At 44.7% G+C, this 22,233-nt stretch carries 16 protein-coding genes and 2 pseudogenes; 9 read left to right on the top strand and 9 right to left on the bottom strand.

All coding sequences use genetic code 11. The annotated features are described in order from the left end of the window. Positions 1-75: 75 nt before the first annotated feature. The 3 genes from RCH20_RS04150 (at position 76) to RCH20_RS04140 (ending at position 3,141) form a co-directional block, all read left to right on the top strand. Positions 76-855, top strand: coding sequence for a transglutaminase-like domain-containing protein (locus RCH20_RS04150; RefSeq protein WP_327192696.1), 780 nt, complete (start codon positions 76-78; stop codon positions 853-855). 157 nt (positions 856-1,012) lie between these two features. Further along, positions 1,013-1,405 carry an IS110 family transposase gene (locus RCH20_RS04145; RefSeq protein WP_327192695.1) on the top strand — a complete coding sequence of 131 codons (393 nt, stop codon included), beginning with the start codon at positions 1,013-1,015 and terminating at the stop codon, positions 1,403-1,405. Between the two features lie 518 nt (positions 1,406-1,923). After that, positions 1,924-3,141 (top strand): MalY/PatB family protein, encoded by a 1,218-nt coding sequence (locus tag RCH20_RS04140; RefSeq protein WP_327192694.1) that lies wholly within the window; start codon positions 1,924-1,926, stop codon positions 3,139-3,141. Between the two features lie 267 nt (positions 3,142-3,408). Here RCH20_RS04140 and RCH20_RS04135 read toward each other — a convergent pair. The 4 genes and pseudogenes from RCH20_RS04135 to RCH20_RS04120 all read right to left on the bottom strand — a co-directional run. Then, a pseudogene (locus RCH20_RS04135) lies at positions 3,409-4,779 on the bottom strand (BCCT family transporter); the annotation flags it as partial. A 135-nt stretch (positions 4,780-4,914) separates the two neighbouring features. Next, positions 4,915-6,483 (bottom strand): FGGY-family carbohydrate kinase, encoded by a 1,569-nt coding sequence (locus RCH20_RS04130; RefSeq protein ID WP_327192693.1) that lies wholly within the window; start codon positions 6,481-6,483, stop codon positions 4,915-4,917. Between the two features lie 164 nt (positions 6,484-6,647). Next, complete coding sequence (locus RCH20_RS04125) at positions 6,648-8,333, bottom strand: glycerol-3-phosphate dehydrogenase/oxidase (protein ID WP_327192692.1); 1,686 nt, start codon at positions 8,331-8,333, stop codon at positions 6,648-6,650. 165 nt (positions 8,334-8,498) lie between these two features. Next, on the bottom strand, positions 8,499-10,262 hold the full coding sequence (locus tag RCH20_RS04120) for an FAD-binding oxidoreductase (protein ID WP_327192691.1): 1,764 nt from the start codon (positions 10,260-10,262) through the stop codon (positions 8,499-8,501). Between the two features lie 619 nt (positions 10,263-10,881). Here RCH20_RS04120 and guaA point away from each other — a divergent pair. The 4 genes and pseudogenes from guaA to RCH20_RS04100 all read left to right on the top strand — a co-directional run bounded on the left by guaA (position 10,882) and on the right by RCH20_RS04100 (position 15,259). Then, complete coding sequence (guaA, locus tag RCH20_RS04115; protein ID WP_327192690.1) at positions 10,882-12,489, top strand: glutamine-hydrolyzing GMP synthase; 1,608 nt, start codon at positions 10,882-10,884, stop codon at positions 12,487-12,489. 82 nt (positions 12,490-12,571) lie between these two features. Then, the gene (locus RCH20_RS04110; protein WP_327192689.1) at positions 12,572-13,570 is read left to right on the top strand and encodes a tetratricopeptide repeat protein; all 999 of its coding nucleotides are present in this window, start codon (positions 12,572-12,574) and stop codon (positions 13,568-13,570) included. Between the two features lie 32 nt (positions 13,571-13,602). Beyond that, a pseudogene (locus RCH20_RS04105) lies at positions 13,603-13,770 on the top strand (GMP synthase (glutamine-hydrolyzing)); the annotation flags it as partial. Between the two features lie 61 nt (positions 13,771-13,831). Then, the gene (locus RCH20_RS04100; RefSeq protein WP_327192688.1) at positions 13,832-15,259 is read left to right on the top strand and encodes an ATP-binding protein; all 1,428 of its coding nucleotides are present in this window, start codon (positions 13,832-13,834) and stop codon (positions 15,257-15,259) included. Positions 15,260-15,480: 221 nt separating this feature from the next. On the opposite strand, the gene RCH20_RS04095 is transcribed toward RCH20_RS04100, so the two are convergent. The 4 genes from RCH20_RS04095 to RCH20_RS04080 form a co-directional block, all read right to left on the bottom strand. Beyond that, positions 15,481-16,485 (bottom strand): oxidoreductase, encoded by a 1,005-nt coding sequence (locus RCH20_RS04095; RefSeq protein ID WP_327192687.1) that lies wholly within the window; start codon positions 16,483-16,485, stop codon positions 15,481-15,483. A 115-nt stretch (positions 16,486-16,600) separates the two neighbouring features. Then, the gene (locus RCH20_RS04090) at positions 16,601-17,578 is read right to left on the bottom strand and encodes a zinc-binding dehydrogenase (protein ID WP_327192686.1); all 978 of its coding nucleotides are present in this window, start codon (positions 17,576-17,578) and stop codon (positions 16,601-16,603) included. Positions 17,579-17,796: 218 nt separating this feature from the next. Then, positions 17,797-18,003 carry a hypothetical protein gene (locus tag RCH20_RS04085; protein ID WP_209956038.1) on the bottom strand — a complete coding sequence of 69 codons (207 nt, stop codon included), beginning with the start codon at positions 18,001-18,003 and terminating at the stop codon, positions 17,797-17,799. Positions 18,004-18,208: 205 nt separating this feature from the next. Further along, positions 18,209-18,463, bottom strand: coding sequence for a DUF2798 domain-containing protein (locus RCH20_RS04080; protein ID WP_209956036.1), 255 nt, complete (start codon positions 18,461-18,463; stop codon positions 18,209-18,211). Between the two features lie 207 nt (positions 18,464-18,670). Between RCH20_RS04080 and RCH20_RS04075 the strand changes: the two genes are divergently transcribed. Beyond that, the gene (locus RCH20_RS04075) at positions 18,671-18,880 is read left to right on the top strand and encodes a hypothetical protein (protein WP_327192685.1); all 210 of its coding nucleotides are present in this window, start codon (positions 18,671-18,673) and stop codon (positions 18,878-18,880) included. Between the two features lie 191 nt (positions 18,881-19,071). On the opposite strand, the gene RCH20_RS04070 is transcribed toward RCH20_RS04075, so the two are convergent. Further along, positions 19,072-20,637, bottom strand: coding sequence for an MATE family efflux transporter (locus tag RCH20_RS04070; RefSeq protein ID WP_327192684.1), 1,566 nt, complete (start codon positions 20,635-20,637; stop codon positions 19,072-19,074). Positions 20,638-21,037: 400 nt separating this feature from the next. On the opposite strand from RCH20_RS04070, the gene RCH20_RS04065 reads away from it, so the two are divergent. Further along, positions 21,038-22,003: an alpha/beta fold hydrolase gene (locus RCH20_RS04065; RefSeq protein ID WP_327192683.1), complete on the top strand. Its 966-nt coding sequence runs from the start codon at positions 21,038-21,040 to the stop codon at positions 22,001-22,003. Positions 22,004-22,233 lie beyond the last annotated feature (230 nt).

The raw sequence follows: 22,233 nt of genomic DNA, 5'->3' as shown, positions 1-22,233 counted from the left end.
GTGTCGCCTCGCGCCGATCAGAAAGCCCCACGCGATCGTCAGCCCGCCAGATCAACACCCTTAGGGAGTTCGAACATGATCCTGAAACTTAACGTCAAGCTCCATTATCGGCTCCCCGCGCCGATAGACCTTTTGCTCCAGATCGAAGCCGCCGATCTTGCGGATCAGCGGGTGCGTTCGGCCGAGATTTGGACATCAGACGTTGCGCATTTTTCACGGGTTGCCGCCGATGATGGCATAGGAGAGCGGATTTGGATCCGCGCCGAAGGGGATTTTAGCTGCACTTACATCGCAGAAATTGCCGTTGACCGTCCTGCCTTGGACATATCGGCACTGCCCCAAGTGCCTCCCCATCTTTTGCCTGGAGAGACGATCAAGCATTTGATGCCGTCTCGCTATTGCCCGTCAGACCAGTTCCAAGCCTTCGTGGACGCCGAGTTTGGCGATCTCACTGGCGGCGCACGGATTGCCGCGATGCGCGATTGGATCCAGTCGGCGTTTAGCTATGTGCCTGGATCGAGCCACGCACAAACCACCGCGCTCGACAGCTTTGTTCAACGTCAGGGCGTATGCCGCGACTTCGCACATGTTCTCGTGACACTAGCGCGCGCATCGTCGATACCGGCCAGGTTCGCGAGCGTTTATGCGCCCGAGGTGACGCCACAAGACTTTCATGCCGTGGCCGAGGTCTATCTCGGGGGGAGCTGGCACCTCATTGATCCGACCGGCATGGCAGATGCCGGCACGATGGCCCGCATCGGTGTTGGATCCGACGCGTCCAGCGTCGCGTTCTTAGCCGCGTTTGGATCCATGGAATTGGTCAACCAATCGGTATCCGTAACCAGACAAGCTTAGGGTCCTGACCCTAGGCATGCGGGCCAGTGTTTAAGATAATGACCGCCGCCATAATAGGAGGCGGCAGTGGTCTCGCCTAATCGCTTGCGCGCTCTTCACCCTGCGGATCAAGGTCTTCGTTCAACGGATTAAGGGCACGGTAGGCATGCCATGTTGCGTGTCCAAGAATAAGCAAGACCAAGATCTGCTACAAACGATTAACGGCGTTGGTCCTGTCGTCTCAAGACAGATGCTGTCCCTAATGCACAATAAAGACTTTACTAAAGCGTCTCAGGCTGCTGCCTTCTTAGGACTGATCCCTAAGCAAGTACAATCAGGTACGCTTAAGGGTAGAACCCGCTTAGCTAAGAATGGCTCTAGTGCTATTAGAGCAAAGCTTTACATGGCAGCGGTGGTATCAACGAGACATAATCCTGATATTAAGGCTCAATATGAGCGACTGCTAGCTAATGGTAAGTGTAAGATGCAAGCTATCTATGCGGCTATGTGTAAACTGGTTGATATTCACTCCGCTTGTGCTACGCCTTGCGAAACTAAAACAGTCCACTAGACTGTTTCTTAACGTTTCTCATTTGGGGTGCTAAAACATCAATCACCTTATGAGTCTCAAATAGCCAAAATTGCTGCTTGATTGTACTTTGGTAAGATGGTGTCTACGGCCCTTAGCTAAATTTCGCTTTGGTTCATAAGAGCTACCCTAAAAAGCGTTTTAGCCCTGACAGTAGCGGTTATCCTGCTAATGATAATGGCGATGTGGACTGTGGCTGGGAGAGGTGTCGAGGTAGCAGCAACGCTACCAGCTACTTTAGTCCGCACGCCATTAGACCTCTTGCATAAGTCATCGCTAAGCGTTGAAGCTTCGTTAATACAGCTCAATAGATTGGTACTTTCGCAAGAGGTCTATTGACTAGGCAGATAATAGCGGATGGCAGGATTGGCTACTCACACACTCAACTCTATTCAAACCGTTAAATCTCCTTTCTATTATTTCACAGCATCAATCTTCTAGCGTTACTCTCATCGCGCATCTATGCAAACGCCATAAAGCGATTGGCGATGATGCTATTCATGTTGTACCCTAAACCATTATTTTTTCTGATTCTGGAGAATACAGTGTTGTACAACTTTGATGAAATAATCGACAGACATCATACCGGGTCGCTTAAATGGCATTATACCGATGATACTATTGCACTTTGGGTGGCGGATATGGATTTTAGAGCGGCACAGCCTATCCTAAAAACCATTGAACGAGTAGTGCATCATGGCATATTGGGCTATACCAAACCCACTGAAGCTTTATATCAAGCGATTATCAACTGGCATGGCAGTCGTTATGGTTTAGCACTGGATAAACAACACATCCTGTTTTCCCACGGCGTGATACCAAGTTTGGCGCTGATGATGAGGATATTTACTGAGGCGGGTGACGCAGTACTAGTCAACGATCCCATCTATATGCCTTTTATGAATAAGGTTCGGGATAATGGTCGACGGCTTATCCTCTCGCCATTAACAGAAGCTGAAGGACGCTATCAGCTAGATTTGGCCGATATCGAAGCCAAGATTATCGAACATGAGGTGAAGCTTTATTTGTTGTGTAATCCGCATAATCCGGGCGGACGGGTGTGGACGGTAGATGAGCTTGAGGCCTTGCTTGTGATTTGTAAAAAGCACGATGTAGCGATTGTGAGTGATGAGATTCATCAAGATTTAACCTTGAGCGGTCACAAGTTTATGCCTTTTTTACGCGTAGCAAAAGGCTATGAGCACAAAGTGGTGAGTATTACTTCAATGACCAAAACCTTCAATGTAGCGGGCATTAAAAGCTCGATGATCTTTGCTAAAGATGAGGCATTGATTAAAAAAATTAGCCAGCAGCAGCGCTTAAGTGACGAGCATGATCTTAACTTATTTGCTTATGAAGTGATGGCTAGTGCTTATGAGCAAGGCGGTGAGTGGTTGGCGCAGGTGTTAACTTACATTGAAGCCAATATTGAATTGGTCTGTCGCTTTTTAGAGCAGCATCTTCCCAATGTTAAAGTAATGCGCCCAGAGGCGTCGTATTTAATATGGCTTGATTGCTCAGCCTATGGTCAAGACGATCAAACCCTTTATGACCAGCTTAGAGACGCTAAAGTTGAGTTAAGTGCGGGTATTCAATACGGTGATGAAGGACATCTTAGAATGCGCCTAAACGTAGCGTGTCCTAAAGCGCTGCTAATTGAAGGGTTAAATCGTATATACCTAGCCTTTAGTGATATCAAATCCTTATCAGGTAGATAAGCCGCTCGCCCTTGTTAGTCGTTGCTTAACAATTATTATTCAGCATATCTGAACTATAGTCAAAATACCTCAAAACGCTACGGTACTACTGGTATAAGTTTTTTGCAGCCTCTGTCTGCGTAGGTACAGCAAGCAAGAAAAACTTATGCCAGCAGTAGGTTGTGTGTCGATATTACTTTTCATTGACTATACTCATTTAAAACTCACACAAAAAAAGGCTGAGTTAGCAAACGCAACCCAGCCTATTAACTCTCTAAAAAATCTTAATTACTTCTCATTTTCAGCATTGTCATTCTCTGCATTCTCAGTATCTTCTCGCATTTGCTCCCATTCCTCGTTTTGTTGTAATACGGACCCTTCTAGTGATTCAGAAGTCCTACCTTCTTCCCACGGTGCAGTATTAGGTAACTCTTCGATGTGAATGGTTTTTAGACCATAATCAGGTTGATAATACAGATCATAGCGAGCCGCTTTAATTACGGATACCATCATCATAGATAAGATGATAATCAAAGGCGCACCGGCGATAATTGAGGCGGTCTGTAAGGTTTGTAGATCCCCTAAGAACATCAAAATGGCAGGCAATAAACACAAAGTGAATGCCCAAAATAGCCGATTCCAACGATGGGGCTCATCATCTACTTCTACTTGCACAACGGAGGCTAAGATGTAAGAGATAGAGTCAAATGTGGTTGCGGTAAAGATGAGCGCTAAAAAGGTAAATACAGCAACGACTAAATAAGACATCGGTAGGCTATTTAAGATCGCAAAGATTGCTGCAGTGGGTGATTCATTGTTTAATATAGCAACCACATCCACAGTGCCAGTCAATTGTAGGTATAAACCATAATTGCCTAAGATGATCATAAACATTGCACAGCCAAGCGAGCCATAGAACATGGAGCCTACAACCATATTACGAATAGTACGTCCTCTAGATATTTTGGCAATAAACAGTCCGATAGTTGGCGCAAATACCAACCACCAAGCCCAATAAAAAACCGTCCAATCTTGAGGAAATGTCGTATGTGCAAAGCCGAAGCTCTCGAAGTCTTTAAAGGGTTCAATATAAGTCATCATACGCGGCATTTCTGTAATAGAACGCCCAAGAGCCTCTAAACCAGTATTTAAAATAAATACAGTGGGGCCGACAATTAAAATAAATAATAGGAATACGATGGCCAAGTAAAAGTTGATATTTGAGAGTTTTTGAATACCTCCTTTTAGCCCCTGATACGCACTATAAGCAAAAATCATCGTGGTAATCAGTAAGACCACAATCTGCATGGTGATATTACGAGGTAAACCAAAGAGGTTATATAATCCCTCATTGATAAGCGGGGAAGCGAGCCCTAACGTCGTGGCGCCGCCGCCGACCATACCAAAGATAAATAGCACATCTAGCATTTTGGCCCAGTTACTGCCAGCAAGCTTTTCTCCCAATAATGGCATTAAGGTTTGGCTAACTTTGAGTACCGGCGTCTGACGCACATAATAAAAGTAAGCCATAGGGACAGCGGGTACTAAATAGATGGCCCAAGCCACAGGCCCCCAGTGAAACATACCGTAGGTCGTAGCCCAGCGGATGGCATCGGGTGATCCGCCTGATAGGTTAAAAGGTGGGCTTTGATAATAATACGCCCACTCAAACGCTCTATCTGAATGCGAGTCTTAAGCCGACCCCTGTATCTCCAAGAATTAAGTTAGCCGGTAGCGACCTAAGCGCAATGCTTATGGTGGTCGCAGAAGGTCTAGGTCAGACGCTTTGTTTATTTATAGCTCAGGGTAACCCGTAATGTCTTGAATGCTGTGATACAAGGGTTGCAAGCGGTCATACATTTTGAGATAGACTTCATTATACAAGCGCTTGTACAGCTGAACATTGGCGTCAATGGGCAAAAACTCATCACCCAAACAAGTCATCGCTTCAGTAGCTGTTAAGTGGTCAGGATAGATGCCAAGACCAACCGCGCAGTTAATGGCGGCGCCTAGCCCAGTGGCCTCAAAGGTGTGTGGGCGGTAAGCGGGCATGCCAAAGATATCTGCCGTGAGCTGCATGGCCGAGTCACTTTGTGAGCCGCCACCAGAGACGCGCAAGTGTTTAATGGGTTTGCGAGTGCGCTTCTCAATGGTATCAAAGCCAAGCTTTAGCTCGTAGGCGAGCCCCTCTAAGATAGCGCGGTAGACGTGTGCCCGAGTGTGCACATCGCCAAAGCCAATGAATGCGCCTTTGCCCTCAATACCAGGATGACGTACGCCTGGCGACCAATACGGCTGCATCATTAGACCCATGCATCCTGCTGGAATGTCTTTGATCGCTTGATCCAGTAGCTTTTCAGTATCGATACCCTGAGTTTTAGCCAACTGCTGCTCAAATTGAGCAAACTGTTCTTTGAACCAACTGACCATCCAAAATCCACGATATATCATATACTCATGATTGTAGTAATTCGGCGCGGCTGCCGTATATGAGGGCATGTGCTTGAGTATCTCGACGTAACCCGTTGAGGTCGTGTTGATGGTGGCAGTGGTACCAAAGCTTAAACAAGCGGTGTCGGCCGCGAGACCGGCTGATCCCAAGGCTTCACAAGCCTTATCGCTGGCGGCCGCTATCATTGGTGTGCCTTCCAGAATACCAGTAGCTGCTGCGGCCTTAGCGGTAATGTACCCGAGCTGCTGCCCCGGTGAAATGAGCGTGGGCATCTGTTCTAGTCGGCAACTGAACAATCGCCATTTGAGATTGCTAGGCTTAAACCAGGCTTGCGCCTTGTAGTCATAAGGCAGATAGCCTAGGGCATGACCGCTGGAGTCGGCCAATTGACCGGTGAGCTGATAGGTCAGGTATGCTGACAAATTAACATAATGTGCTGTTTTTGCCCAAATCTCTGGCTCATGATGGGCAAGCCAGTTGCAGCGCGCTTTTTGTTGGGCTTCTTCTACCAGTTCGCCCATGCCGATCAATTTAGTAAGCGGGCTGAGAAAGCCTAAATCATTGGGCTCACCTTGGCGAAAATCCATCCAAACAATGGCTGGGCGTAGTGGCTGTTTATCCTTATCCAGACATATCATAGTGTAGCGCTGGGTCGCGAGACTGACCCCTACAATTTGCGCTGGGGTAATGTCGCAGGTTTGCCACAACTGCTGGCAGGCCTCGCTTAACTTTTGCCAATAATAGTCGGCATGCTGCTCAGCAAAGCTGGCTTGAGTTGAAAAATAGGGCTCAATAGGGACGCGGGCTTTGGCAATCTCTGTGCCAAATTGGTCAAAAATAAGCGCTCTAACGCTTTGAGTACCATTGTCGATGGCTAAAAAATAAATAGGGGCATCAAGGTTATTGGTCATAGTAGTCCTTTACTATGTGGAAATAGATATATAGCTCACTAAAAATACTATGATTATAGCGTGCTACTGGTATAAGTGTTCCTTGCTTGCTGTGCCTACGCAGACAGAGGCTGCGGAACACTTATACCAGTAGCACTTGTCTATTAATATCATATAAAAAAGTGCTAGGCCGCAGGCAGATGATAGTAGCGCTGCCATATGTCTTTGTAGCGCAGAACTTCTTGCTGCCACTTTTGCTCATCCCAGCCCAGCTCCTGCTGACATATTTGCTTAAATCTGTCACTAACTGACGGAATCATCGCCCCATTGGTTAAGATAAGACCTAAGCGAGTGCGCCGCAGTAATAAATCATCTAAATGAATGACCTGCTCATGACGGGCGGCAAAGCGGATTTCTGCCCAAATAGTATTGCTGTCGGTAACATAAGCTAAATCATCTTCATGCGCCAGCTCAAGTAAGGTGTCGAGCTGTCGACCATAAAACCCTGGCAAGCGCTCTTGCAGCGATTGGGGCAACGTCGCAAACTTGGCACTGGTCGGGGCTTGCTTGCTAAAGACTTTGTCGTTAACAACTTTGTCATTATTAACTTTGTCATTATTAACTTTGCCATCTTCAACAGCAGCTTGATCAAGAGCTATAACTTTTTGGCAAACCTTCAACACATCAAGTGCAATAAGGCGAAAGGTCGTGAGCTTGCCGCCACTCACGGTTACTAAGTTATTATCTAGCCACACGCTATGGTCGCGCTTTTCTTTACTGGGGCTGACTCGCTTGTCATCGCCGCCTTCTGAAATAAGTGGACGTACCCCTGCCCAAGTGCTGATCACATCCTCTTTAGTCAGGTGGGCACTATCAAAAAGGTCGTTTGCCCCAGTCAATAAATAATCTAGCTCTGCGCTAGTGATACCGACCTCTTCGTCCCCTAATGCTGGATGGTCCAAGTCAGTAGTACCAATGACCGATCGGGTCTCCCATGGAAAGACAAAAAATGCCCTTTTATCGACAGGGTGCAATAATGTATAGGCTTGCTTGATAGGAAGGCGCTCTTGACTGACCACCAAATGACTGCCCCGAGAGGGACGAATTTGCTTATGAAATGTTTGCTCAGTCTGGTTGGTGGCTTGCATCCGTAGATTGTCTGCCCAAGCGCCAGTAGCGCTGACCACCACTTTGGCATGGACTTCGTAAGTATGACTGTTATTTTGAGAAGAGGTGTCTGCTAGGTTAGCGCCCACCACCAAGCCTTGATCATCCGTAATTAGCGATTCCGCTTTAAGGTAGTTAATAGCGCAAGCGCCTTCATGGATAGCTTCTTCTAGTACGCGCATTACTAGGCGCGAATCATCGGTTACCGCGTCACTAAACTGACTGGCACCCAAAAAGTTATCTTGCTTGATACCAGGATCAAAACTTGAAAAAGCGTCTTTTTTAAAATACTTAAAATAGCGCTGGCCAGCCAGCTTATCGTATATCCTAAGTAGGCTATTGAATATCCACGGTGGTGGAAACTTGCCTTTATAATGTGGCATAACGTAGTGCATCTCGTTGACCAAGCCACCGGCCTCGTTGAGCATTCGTTCACGCTCACGTACGCTGAGCAAGGTAGTCTTGAAATCACCTGAGGCAATGTAGCGTAGCCCGCCATGTACCATCTTGCTAGAGCGGCTAGAGGTGCCCCAAGCAAAGTCTTTTTGCTCAATTAATAAAACGGCTAAGCCTCGGCGTACCGCTTCTCGAGCAATTCCAGCGCCAGTAATACCACCACCGATGATTAACATATCCCACGGTTCAGAGCGTGATAGGGGAGCCAGTGCCTGCTGCCGCTGTTGGTATTGTTTGGTTTGGTTCATAAATGACTCATCTTAAGACACCTAATGGTAATGCGCTAACGATCAAATGGTAGTACGCTAACAATCAAAGGGTGATATAGCTTTGGCTTAGCTTAACTTGGATTAGCTTGGTCAATTTTGTCAACCCAGCCAATTTAGCAGAGCAGCTTTAACCAAATAGCCGTGCTAGTCTTCGAGCAACGCGCCCGGATTCATACGCTTTTCGGGATCTAAGCTTTTGAGCATATCTTTAGTCACCTGGATACCCAGCTCGCCCTTTTCAGCAGCAAGGTAAGGGGCATGATCACGGCCAACGCCATGTTGATGCGATATCGTGGCGGTGCCATTGGCCAAACTTAAACTGGCGGCATGTTTGATTTTTTGCCAGCGGGCGAGCGTACTGGTGTGGTCTTTACCGGCTCTAAAAAAGTAGGTGGTATAAAGACTAGCACCTTGTTTATAGACATGCGAAATATGCGTGAATGCCATCACCTCTTCGCCTTCATCTGACAGAGAGGTTTGCACCGCTTCTTGCATTTGCTGCATTTGCTCGTCAATATTATTCCAGTTGGTCGCGGTCTCAAAGGTATCGACCATGATGCCTTTTTCCCACAAGGTACCGCGTAGATAAGGGAATTTAAAACGTCCATGCGCCCATATTTTGCCCATCAGATCTGTTAACTTGCCACTCACGCCACCATATTGTTTTAATAGCTGTTTGAACTGATTGAGTGCCAGTTTATTCTGCGCTTTATCGCCTGTTACGCCATAAGTAAGCATGACTTTTTGCGAGTCTAGTCCACGCGCTTTCAGATAAGTACTAATGGCCAAAAACTGACTGGGACTGGTGCCCAAATGCAGATGAGCATTGGTCTCGACCGCATTACTTAAACGTAGCATAGAGAGGCGGATGTTCTTTTGTACCGCTTGTCTTAACACAGCCTTACCCGCTTCCCAGTTAGGCAAAAATACAACTTTGAATAGCTCTTCTTCAGGCTGAGGCTGAACGCGAATTTTGACTTCAGTAAAAATACCAGCGCGACCTTCAGTGCCCATCATCATTTCACGCAGATCAGGGCCTGCTGATGACGCTGGAATATCAGCGATATTGAGCACCCCTTGCGGCGTTACTAAGGTCCCACCAGCAAACATTTGCTCGATACGTCCATAGCCTAATGATTGCTGACCACTAGAGCGGGCAGCAATCCAGCCGCCAAGTGTCGATAGCTCCCAAGACTGCGGATAATGCCCTAGCCGGTAGCCGTGCTCGCCCAGTTGCGCCTCAACGGTTGGTCCCTGCGAGCCTGCGCCAAAGGTGGCAATTTGGCTTTCAGTATCCAAGTCGATGAGCTGATCCATCTTACTCATTGCCACGGTCAATACAGGACGCACGTCCTTTGGTGGGTTGATGTGCCCGACCACTGACGTGCCGCCACCATAAGGGATAACGATAAGGTCATGTTCGCGCGCCAATTGTAGCAATATCTCGACATCGCTGGTGCTTTGCGGCATCGCTACCCCATCAGGGAATACCTCAAAGTCGCCGCCGTGCATGGCTATCCAATCAGGAAAGCTTTGTCCACGGGCATGCCTGAGTCTGTCTTCATTATCGATAGAAACCATGTCGAGGTTAATGATGGCAGCAGGCAAGCGTGATTTTGGTACTTTCTTGAGTACTTCTTGTAGGCTAACCGACGATAGTTTTTTGGTTTTGCCGATGTGTGATTTAATTAATTTCGCACCGTGTGACGATACTTTTTTATTGATATTCACATTGCCCCAGCCATTCCAGCGGATCTGCTCTATGGGTGTATTGATGGGTGAATTGACGGGCATATTACTTTTTGAGGCGGTATCTAACCTGGTATGGTCAGTATTTTTAGTAGTCGATGTCACTGCAGTAGAAGCAGGCTTGGTGGTTTTACGAATAAGAGATTTAATGTTGCTCATAGGGGCTATAACCTATTGATTCATTATAACTATTTACCATAGTTATTCATTATAATTGGGATTTGAACAATGTAGGGGATAATTTTCTTGCTGGCAAACCTGCTGACAGCTGGATGGTGAATGCAATTCGTAAATAGTCTCTATTAGAGCCATATAGTCAGTTCTACATAAGAGAAAGTTGTCTATATCAAGGTGCTACTGATATAAATTTTGCTTACTATTCGCACGCATGACAGAGGCTGTAAAAAATTCATGCCAACAACACGGCATCGTTTTTAAATTAGACCAATTATACTAATATAGTGCAGCTCTAGTTCTAAACAGGCTTTGATAGTCTAATATTAATATTTTAATACTAGCGCTTCTAATGAGTGCTTTTAACCCTTTATAGGTGTGAATTGCTATGAAAAAGATACAGGCCTAACTATAAAAACAGGCAGTTCTAAAATATAATATTGATTTTTTAGCATATCACAATATAAGCCACTATTTTATATAGACTAGACATTAGTAAGATAAAATAAAAATAGTCCTAAATAATCGACATTCTAACCGCCATTATCCCGCTTAAACTTGTTAAAATAGCTCACCAATTTTATCTATTGATGGACACCTATTCATGACAACCGCCACTACGCCCAATGCTGCCACCCCTACTATCAAAGAAGACCGCATCTTAATTCTTGATTTTGGCTCGCAGTACAGCCAACTTATCGCCCGCCGTGTACGTGATTCTGGTGTATTTTGCGAGATGTTTCCCTACGATATCGACACCCAGCGCATCATTGATTTTGGCGCAAAAGGCATCATCCTATCGGGTGGCCCTGAGAGCGTACATGCTGAGAACAGCCCGCGCATTAATGATGCCGTATTTGACTTAGGCGTACCAGTATTAGGTATTTGCTACGGTATGCAAGCGATGGCAGAGCGCTTCGGTGGCAAAGTTCACGCCAGTGACATCCATGAGTTTGGCGCATCGATTATTAATATTGATAGCAAATCTGAGCTGTTAGACGGCATTGAAGACGCCGCTGGTAAGCTGAATGTTTGGATGAGTCATGGCGATAAAGTCATTGATTTGCCACAAGGCTTCGATATCGTCGCCAGTACCCCAAGTTGTCCAGTTGCGATTATGGCCGATGAGTCGCGCCATTATTATGGTCTACAGTTCCACCCTGAAGTGACTCATACCGAGCAAGGTCAGGCGTTACTGGGTCGTTTCGTCCATGATATTGCTGGCTGCGCTGGTAGCTGGACGTCCGACAATATTATTGATATGCGTATTGAACAATTACAGAAGCAAATCGGTGACAAGCAAGTACTGCTAGGTTTGTCAGGCGGTGTAGACAGTTCAGTCGTGGCGGCATTATTGCATAAAGCCATCGGCGATCAGCTGACTTGTGTGTTTGTCGATACTGGCCTGCTGCGTCTGCACGAAGGCGATCAAGTCATGCAGATATTCGCGGAGAATATGGGCGTTAAAGTCATTCGTGTTGATGCAGAAGAGTTGTTCTTAACCGCCTTGGCTGGCGAGTCTGACCCTGAAGCCAAGCGTAAAATCATCGGTAAGACCTTTATTGATGTCTTCGCTGAAAGTGCTCGTCAAGTCAGCGAGCAAGGCGATGGTAAAGTCGTTGAATTCTTAGCGCAAGGGACGATTTATCCCGACGTGATTGAATCAGCTAAGTCGCATCAAGGTAAAGCGCACGTCATTAAGAGCCATCATAATGTGGGTGGTTTGCCGGATGATTTGGCCTTTGAGTTGGTTGAGCCATTACGTGATTTGTTTAAAGATGAAGTCCGTAAACTCGGTCTTACCCTTGGTTTACCGGCGAAGATGATCAATCGTCATCCGTTCCCAGGACCCGGTCTAGGTGTGCGTATCTTAGGCGAAGTCAACAAAGAATTTGCTGATATCTTACGTGCCGCTGATGCGATATTTATGGAAGAGTTAGAAAAATCAGGCTGGTATGAGAAGACTGCGCAAGCGTTTGCGGTATTCCAACCGATTAAATCTGTCGGCGTGGTTGGTGATGGTCGCCGCTATGCGTGGGTGATTGCGCTACGTGCCGTTGAGACTGTGGACTTTATGACTGCACGCTTTGCTCATCTGCCGTATGATTTGATTGAGACGGTATCGAATCGCATTATGAATGAGATTGCCGAGGTGTCACGGGTGACTTATGACGTGTCGAGTAAGCCACCAGCTACTATTGAGTGGGAGTAAAACCTTACTTAATACTTAGTTTCAAAATGATATATGTTAGAACAATATATTTTAGAGTGGTATAAACAAGGAGCAATAAGCTATGAAATTAATTCATGTCGGTCAAGATGAATGGATGTTTGAAGATTCGGTTATTGATTTTCCTAACAAAAAATCAGCGAGTAATAAGTCAGGTGCTGACAGTGCTGGTAGTGCTCTTAATATAAGAGTCAAAGCCTTTGTTGAGACAGAGGTAAAAAAGGGTCGTGATATTAATGACATCATGAATGAGGTCATGACCAAGTTTCAAAATGAAATCATGCAAGAGGTCGGTGAACAGCCGCCTACCTCGTTTCAAGTAATTCGGATGACTTTGGAGAAAAATGGTTATGAAGCCGCTCGTGACGTGGCAGAGTTTTTGGTATTAGAAAATATAGATGACCCTGATGCTTATTTTAACTTAGCGTTTTTATGCGAGGAGCATGGCGATAGCTTTTTGGCCTTGCTGAGTAGCCGCGAATGTATGCGTCTGTATTTACGATATTTTCCGCAAAAGTTCAATTGGCAACAAAGCAAACTGCCTTGGGGCATCATGGAAAACCGTGCCTTTTTGCGCGCTTTGTTTCAATTAACCAATGTATATGCAGACAACGGTAATTTTGAGCTGGCATGCACGGAAGGTGAAAAGCTATTGCAAGTATGTCCTAACGACAATCTAGGCATACGCGAACGCTTGGTAGAGCTATATATGCTGACCGAGCAATACCAAAAAATCATTCAACTCTGTGACAGCTATCCTGAGGATATGCTCGCCAATATTGCTTTTGGTAAAGTACTGGCTTATTGCTATCAAGATAAGCTAGACAAAGCAGAAAAAGCCTGGGATATAGCACAGAAAAACTTGCCTAATATCGCTCATGAAATCCTTAAAAAACGTCATACTAGACCTCGCGGTCTGCATAGTTCTAATCAAGGTATAGAAATTGGTGGTAAAGAGCAGGCTTATCTTTACTGGGAGGACATGGGTGAATGGTGGGAGGATAACGCTACCGCGCAAGCCTTAATTGAGAAAAAACGTGCCGAGAAAAAGAAGAAAAAGTGAGTTAACAGTGGAGTGCTATGAATTATTAGAGCGCGCTACGTGCCGTTGAGACTGTGGACTTTATGACTGCGCGCTTTGCGCATCTGCCGTATGATTTGATTGAGACCGTGTCTAATCGCATTATGAATGAGATTGCCGAGGTGTCGCGCGTGACTTATGATGTATCGAGTAAGCCACCAGCTACTATTGAGTGGGAATAAGTTACCTAGCTGATAGGCTAATAATATTGTACCGTCATTTTTCTTATTGAAAAGGTCAACTATGGAAAGTCAAGCAGTTGAATATAAGTCTGATATTCCCATTAAAAGTAATCCTTTTAAAGCGGAAATTGTTGCTTTCCTTAATACAAATGATGGGACGATATTTCTTGGTTTTGACGATGATGGTACTTTTATTCCCGAAAAAGTTGATCAGTATAAGCAATGGGAGTCGTGGATTAGTGATTGGATTCATAGCGCTTTTAGTGTACCAGTGCAAAAATTTGTGACCCTTGAAGTATCAGCTCAAAACTTTGCTATTCATATCAAGCAAGGTGATAAACCACCTTATTATTATAAGGATGGTGAGGGTTTTAATAGCAGAGGAATTTACATCCGTAATGGTAGTAGTAAGCGACGTGCGACTGATGATGAGGTTAGGCGAATGTTAAAAGCCCAAGTTGCTAATGAGTTCGAAAGTGAGCCATCTAGCATTCAGAAAAGCTTAACCTTCCATTATCTCCAAGATAAGTTATTGGACAGCAACATAGTGTTTGATCCTAAAGGACTAAGACTTCAAAATACCGACAATCAATATAATAATGGCGCATTACTATTAAGTGAACAAAACTCTCGGGTTACTAAAATTGCAGTCATTGATGGATTAGATATGTCAGTAGACTTTTTAGCGAAGAAGAAGTTTAATGGGTCATTGATTAAACAAATTGATATGACACTTGAGTATATTTCTCTGTTGAATGATACGAAAGTATCTTTCACTGGTGCGGCTGCGCGTATAGAACATGAGAGCTATCCATCTAAAGCTATTAGAGAAGCAGTCATAAATGCTTATGCTCATCGCGATTATTCGTTATCAGCCGATATAAAGGTTGAAGTTTATGACGATAGAATGGAAATATTCTCTGCAGGTGGTTTACCTGATGGCTTAAGTATTGCAGATATCAAAGAAGGTATAAGTGCTCAACGTAACCCTAATATTGTTCATGTTCTAGATAAAATTAACTATATCGAAAATTTTGCAACAGGTATTAGGCGGATTTTAGCGAGCTACAAGGATTTTGATAAAGAACCAAGGTTCATTGTCACTCCTAATCAATTTAAGGTTGTTTTATATAATAGACACTACGCTTTGGTTGATGATGAGAAGCAGGGCTGGGTTAATAATAATTTGAAGAAAAATTTAAGTGAAGCTGAACAGCTTGAATTAGGTTTTACTTCTCCGGATAACCTATTAGAGAGCGATACAGTTATTGCTGATGTTAAACAGTACATTGACGCTAATGATGAAAAAATCATTAAAATTCTAACACTAAATGGTGATAAATCGCGTCAAGAAATTCAGGATTACTTACAAGAAAGTAAGACAAAGATTTATCAAAGATTGACAAAATTAATAGAATTAAAACTTATTGATAAACGTGGACAGAGTCGTGCTATCGTTTATTTTGTGAACGCAAATGAACGCAAATGAACGTAAATGAACGCAAATGAACGCAAATGAACGCAAATGAACGCAAATGAACGCAAATGAACGCAAATGAACGCAAATGAACGCAAATGAACGCAAATGAACGCAAATTGTAGCTATCTTCCCAAAACAAAAAAAGCAATGGCAGCGCCCATGTATAAAGAACGCTGCCATTGCCAACAAAGGATTAAGTAGGTAAATAACTACCTACTAAACAAAAAAACCTAACCCCGCACATTCACCACATAACGACCCACAACTTTACTGGAAATAAAGCGTTCTAAATAGTCAGGCGTTTGTTCTAAGGTAATCTCTTCACAATACTGCTCAAGATTAGGAAGTTTCATATCAGTGGCGACCCGTGTCCAAATCTCTTGCTTGTCAGCAAGTGGAATAAATACTGAATCGATGCCTAATAAAGAGATGCCTCTAGTAATAAAAGGCAGCACAGTCATTGCAAATTCAACTGATGATGCTAGGCCGCAAGCAGATACTGCACCGCCAGCCTTGGTTTGTTTGAGTAAGTTTGCTAGATAGTCACCGCCCAAAGTATCGATAGCATTTGCCCATAATTCGCGGCCAACAGGTCTTTTGCCTACCTCATTAATAGTGTCGCGATGACGTACCTCGCTGGCTCCTAAGGTTTTTAGATGTTCGCTTTGTTCAGGTTTACCTGAGAAGGCAATAACTTCATAGCCCAACTGCTTCAAAATTGCGATACTGATGCTGCCTACGCCGCCAGTTGCCCCTGTTACCGCTACTGGCCCGTCGGCGGGTTTTGCGCCCATTTTTTCTAATTTTTGAATACATAAAGCCGCGGTCAAACCGCCAGTGCCGTAAGTCATTGCTTCTTTTAAGGTCAAAGAAGTGGGGCAAGCCAATGCCCAATCTGCTGGGATAGAGATCATTTGACCCAGACCACCCGGCGTATCCATGCCTAAATCATAGCCGAATACGAGCACTTCTTGGCCAGCCGTAAAAGTACCTGACTTATCGCTAATCACTATGCCGGCGGCATCAATACCTGGGGTGTGCGGGTAATGCTTAGTAATCATCTTATTACCAGTGGCCGACATCGCGTCTTTATAGTTCAACGATGAATAATGAACCTCAATCAAGAGCTCATTTTGGGGAAGGTCGTCTACGCTGCGTTCGCGAATACTGTTGCTAAAGGTGCCATCAGCATGTTCTTCAACTACCAGTGCCTTAAAAGTTGTATGGTTAGACATAATTATATTCCTCGTTAGGTTTGTTTTTTTATCTGCGGTCAGTAACAGCTTACTCGTGTTATCAAAATAAAAAAAGCCCATGAAACCATGAACGTTTTTATTCGCTTGCAAAAACTTAAGGCTTCAACAACACCTTACCATTTTTTTCTCCCTGCAATTTTCCAGAGACCGCCGCTACGATATCAGCGAGATCAAAAGTCGCTTCTGTAGGTAGTTTTAATTGTCCGCTCACCGCTCTATCAATCAGCTCTTCAACCAAGCGCTGTTTATTTTTGACACTCATTTCTTGGCTGAGTTTACTGCCCCAGAAACCTTTTAGAACGGCTTGCTTAAAGATCATATCAGTAGGATTGAGCATCATTGGCTTGCCTGACATCGCACCAAATACGGCAAAGGTGCCGCCATGGCCGAGTAGCGATAGTAAATCGCCACTGGCTTCGCCGCCAACAGAGTCAACGGCAGCACTGATTTTGTCATCGCCAATGATACGGTGTACTTGATCTTTCCAGTCGTCTTGTGAGGTATCAATATTATTTTTAATATTCAGTGTTTCTAAATCGTCTAGCGCATCACTACTGCGTACTAGATTAATGGTTTTCACGCCACGCGCAGCCGCTAACATAGCGAGCGACTTACCGACCGCACCATTGGCCGCGTTATGAATAACCCATTGGCCACTTTGCATCTCTAGAAATTCAAGCAGCATTAAAGCACTTAGCGGCATCGCAATCAATTGTGCGGCCATTTCATCGTCTAAGCTGTCTGGCATGGGAAATACCATATCAGCTGAGGCAGTGAAGAGCTCTGCCCAAGTCGCTTGCACACTAGCTGCCGCAACGCGTTGACCGACCTTTAAGTCTTTGACTTCATCGCCCACCGCATCGATGATACCTACGGCTTCGCTACCACCGATAGCGGGCAGTTCCGGCTTAAAGCCATATTTGCCGCGAATGGTTAATAAATCGTGGTTATGAATAGAGGCTAAGATGGTTTTGACCCGCACTTCATTGGCTTTGGGCTTTGGAATAGGGCTGTCACCGAGGCTCAAGACTTCAGTAGGTTTGCCAAAATGGTCATAAGTGGCGCTACGCATGAGAAATTCCTTTATTTGTTTTTAAGTTGTGAGCAACAATAACAAGTCGCACGCCGGTAGCGCAATATCAATTTAGTTAAGGAAGGTTGTTGGCTATCAATATTAACTATTGATAATGATAAACATAATATGTGTAGTCGTGACCTGCTAATTTGACGTTTCATCATCTTGATTGCTCTTGCCTATGATCATTTCAAACAGCCCATTAACCATTTCCCTCATGTTGAGCCAATTATAGGCAATGAAAAAAACCAGTGATAAGGCAATGCCACCACGCCAATAATGAGTGACGCCTTGTCAAAAAAGGCCAGCCATGAAGGTTTAGACGGGCATACTTCTAGATGAGTCGCTGCCGCATTGGCATGCTCTAAGGGCAAAACACCTTGATCGAGTAATTTTTCGATAGTACGTCGTGGTAGGCTCATAGCGCTCTCTAAATAAAAAGATTATGTAGCTTAGCTTGTTTTTTTTGAGATGATTGCACACTAAAGCGTATACAGCGCTGACTAATATTGAATGAATATTTGAGGATGATAACTAAAGTTTATGGTTTAAATCTAGCGTCGATAATTAAACTACAGGCCAGTCACAGATATCAGTAAGTGTGACCTCCTCATACCAAGATCTGTCTTAATAAAACTCGATTCTAGTCAACACGTGCTCTTGTATCATATAGGCACAGATATAAGCGCTCGGCCAGGCAAAAACAAATGCCAAGCCCCATGAATGCAAAAGTTCCATAAAAAAACCATCAATAAATCCTATTTTTACTAATATCAGCGCGGTTGAGATAATGAGTGACATCATCATCGCCATTAAACCAGTAAAAATAAGCCGGTAGTATTTTCTACGGGTACGTATTCTAAGAGTAGGTGTTTCTGCCATGGTTTGACTTAGTCCTGCATAATTATGGTTACACTTATCGTCAATCATAATATAGAGTGATAACGGATTGGTAAAATGGTTATTATTAATTATAAGGCTCGTAATATTATAATCAATAAATAAGAAGATAGTATGTCAGTTTATCGGTAGAAAGCGTTAGGCATCATTGGCGGTATGAGTTGGGAGAGTACCCAAAGCTATTATTGATTGATTAACGAAGGCGTAAAACAACAGTTAGGCGGCCTACATTCAGTGGACTTACTAATTCATAGTGTAGATTTTGCGCCGATTGGTGCGCTACAAGCAGACAGCCCGATTCCGGTATTTGATACCACCGCGATTCATGCAGCCGCAGCGGTGGAGTTTTTATTAGGTAATACAAAGTTTGAAGGTTCTGCGAGTATACTCCCAGCCTAGCAAGTGACTTTATATAGCAGCATATAGCGGTTTTTTGACACGCCAAAGTCTTGTTTACTCTAAAACTGGGTTTAGTATGTGCGGTAGTAGGCAAGTATTATGAACCATTTACTCGCCAAACTGATAAGCGAAAGTTGCCCGACTAGACGCGTATATATGAACAATGTTTATGAATAAGGTTATCGAGGCTATTATCGTTTATTCTTTTTTATCATATGACGTCTATGTAGTCTTTTATGAAGTCGTCGGTGCAATCTTGTGATGCGGCGCAAAGGCAGTCGCTTCCATACCGTCGTTGGTATAATATCACGAAGCGACGCACTGGTGCCTGTATGCGCGCGATAGCCCTCGGTTCTTTGCGCAGCTTCCTCCGCGGGCAAGATTTTTCCCTTACGCCATCCGCCATGCAGATACAACCCTGCCCCCATCACAGCGGTTGCCACCATGCCTGCTGGAAACGACAGCCAAAGCGCATCTTCTCCAAGTAGTGGATAAAGCCCAAAAGCAAACCCAAGACGCACTGGGTACATCGAAACCGCCATGACGACCAGTGGCCAAATCACATAGCCGTTCGCACGCATGGTGCCGAACAGCACTTGTGCTATGCCAAAAAATATAAAGCCCCATGTCGCCATTAACTGAATATGGCGCCCGATCGGCACCGCTTGGCTGTCACTGCCAAGAAAAAAGCCTAAAATAGTTTGATCAAAAATTGTCAGCACCCCAATGAGTGTACCTGTTAATATCAGGTTAAAAGTGAGTCCCCATCTTGTGATCCCTGCAATCCTGTGCCATTGATTGGCACCGATGTTCTGTGCAACCATTGCACTGGCCGCGGCACTTAGTGCCATTGCAGGCATCTGCACGTATGTCCAAAGCTGCTGGGTCGCGCTGTAAGCTGCTGTCGTCTGTACACCCTCGCGGTTTATCAGCGACAGCATCGTCAATGCCGCCGAAGAGATGACGATCATCTGCAGGCCCATCGGCAAGCCCTTTGAGAACATCGACTTCAGGATTTCTCGATCTGCGCGCAGAAAGCGAAGCTCTGGCATGCTGAGTGTTAGCACAGAACCACGCAGGTACATGGTGACGACCATGCCAATAAGCGCTAGCGTGTTGGCGACGGCTGTTGCGAAGGCCGAGCCAAATATACCCCATTCGGGAAAGGGTCCTAGACCCAAAATGAGCGTCGGTGTCAAAATCAGGTCAATAATGACTGATATCAGTATAAACCAAAGCGGCGTTGTAGAATCCCCCGTTCCGCGTAGTGCCATCATTATCAGCGTAAACGTTAGAGTGACGGGCATCGCAATAAAAATCATCCGCAGATAGGTCAGGGCAAGGCTTGCAGCACTTGGCGGCGTACCTAGCAGATCAAGTAGGGTCGGCGCAAATATCCACCCTACAGCCGACACCAATATACTTATCGGAATAATGCTACCCAGCGCCGTTCCCACAGTTTTCTTGACCATGGCGTCGTCGCGGCGGCCCATTGCCTGACCAATCAAAATAGTAGATGCCATACCGAAACCAAAAACGAAGGAGATCAGTATAAACATCAAGATGTTGCCGTTCGCCGTCGCTGCCAACGCCTCTTCACCTAGGGACCGACCCACCCAGACGGCATTGATCGATCCGTTTAATGACTGTAGTGCCGACGATCCAAGTGTTGGCAATGCAAACAGGAGCATGGTTTTGGCAATTGATCCTTCGGTGAGGTCACGCGGTTTACCCGTGGAGGTAGCTGTGTTACTCAATTTCTTTCCTTTTGCATCATCCAAGTTGGCTTTAGTTGGTTGGCTTTAGTTGGTTGGCTTTGGTTGATGGTAAAAAAACGTCCTACGAAAGATGCCAAATAGTTAATTTAGGATTAATTAAATAGTTGATGAAATAAAGACACTTATTATAAATGAGAATGCTTGTGCCATCTTTATTAGAACGGTAATCAGATCAGCGGTAACGAACCCTTCGCAATCGTTAGTAATTCAACCACATCAAATGCAACGCCTTATCCCACCCATAGTGGCAGATGCTCTACATCGCCACTTTTCCCAGTATTCGCACACATTGTGGTGGTCATGGCTTAAGCTTAAAATGAGTCTGTGCTAGGATTATGCTTTTTAATTCACTCTGCCAGATTTTAACAAGGATATTTCAATGCTATTAAAACGCCTAAGCCTTGCCACTCTACTAAGTCTGTCAGTCGTTGGCTGTACCACCGCGCCCAATACCTTAGCCGTCAATACCACCCAAAAGATTATTCAGTATGAACGCTCAAAATCTGACTTAGCCGTAAAAGCGCTGACGCTGAACTCTGGTGACAAAATGGTCTATGCCGAAAACGGCAATGTAGCGGGCGAGCCTTTACTACTGATTCATGGCTTTGGCGGTAATAAAGACAACTTTACCCGTATTGCTCAGCAATTAGAGAACTACAATCTGATCATTCCTGATTTACTTGGCTTTGGTGAGTCTAGCAAACCTATGGCAGCAGACTATCGCGCAGACGCGCAAGCAATGCGCTTACACGAGCTTATGCAAGCCAAAGGTGTGGCATCTAACATTCATGTCGGTGGTAATTCGATGGGCGGCGCTATCAGTGTGGCTTATGCAGCAAAGTATCCTAAAGAGGTCAAAAGCCTGTGGCTGATAGATAGTGCCGGCTTTTGGTCAGCGGGCGTGCCGAAGTCTTTGGAGGATGCAACCCTTGAGAATAATCCATTATTGATCAATAAGACGGAAGACTTTTACAATATGTATGACTTTGTCATGTCTAAGCCGCCTTATATCCCTAAATCTGTAAAAGCTGTATTCGCGCAAGAACGTATCGCTAATAAAGCGCTAGAATCCAAAATACTAGCGCAAATAATTGAAGATAATGTCGAGGAGCGCGCTAAGATTATCGCTGAATATAATATTCCAACGCTAGTGGTTTGGGGTGAGGAGGATAAGGTAATCAAGCCTGAAACAGTTACGCTGATAAAAGAAATCATCCCACAATCGCAGATTATTACGATGCCAGAAATTGGTCATGTACCGATGATAGAGGCGGTAAAACAGACGGCGAATGATTACAAAGCGTTTCGTGAAGGGCTAAAGGCAGTTGAGCTAAAGGCAGAGTAATATCTGTTAGCCAAAAATATTAGCTTTCAAAATATGGGTTTTTAGAATATTAAATGCCAAAAAAAGAAACATCAGGATATCTGGTGTTTCTTTTTTATTTTGTAGACTTTGACTCTGAAGTTGTAGTTAAAATAGTTGACTACGGTTTTGTAGTTAATTTGGGTAGAGTAGGTTGGTCTTTTAAGCCTGACTAAAGCGCAGATAAAATATAACTCACCTACGTCTACTTA

Origin of the sequence: Psychrobacter sp. PL15 (genome assembly GCF_035984995.1) — a bacterium.
Lineage (GTDB): Bacteria > Pseudomonadota > Gammaproteobacteria > Pseudomonadales > Moraxellaceae > Psychrobacter.
The sequence above is the reverse complement of the archived record's forward strand: the minus strand, read 5'-3'. Positions and strand labels throughout refer to the sequence as shown.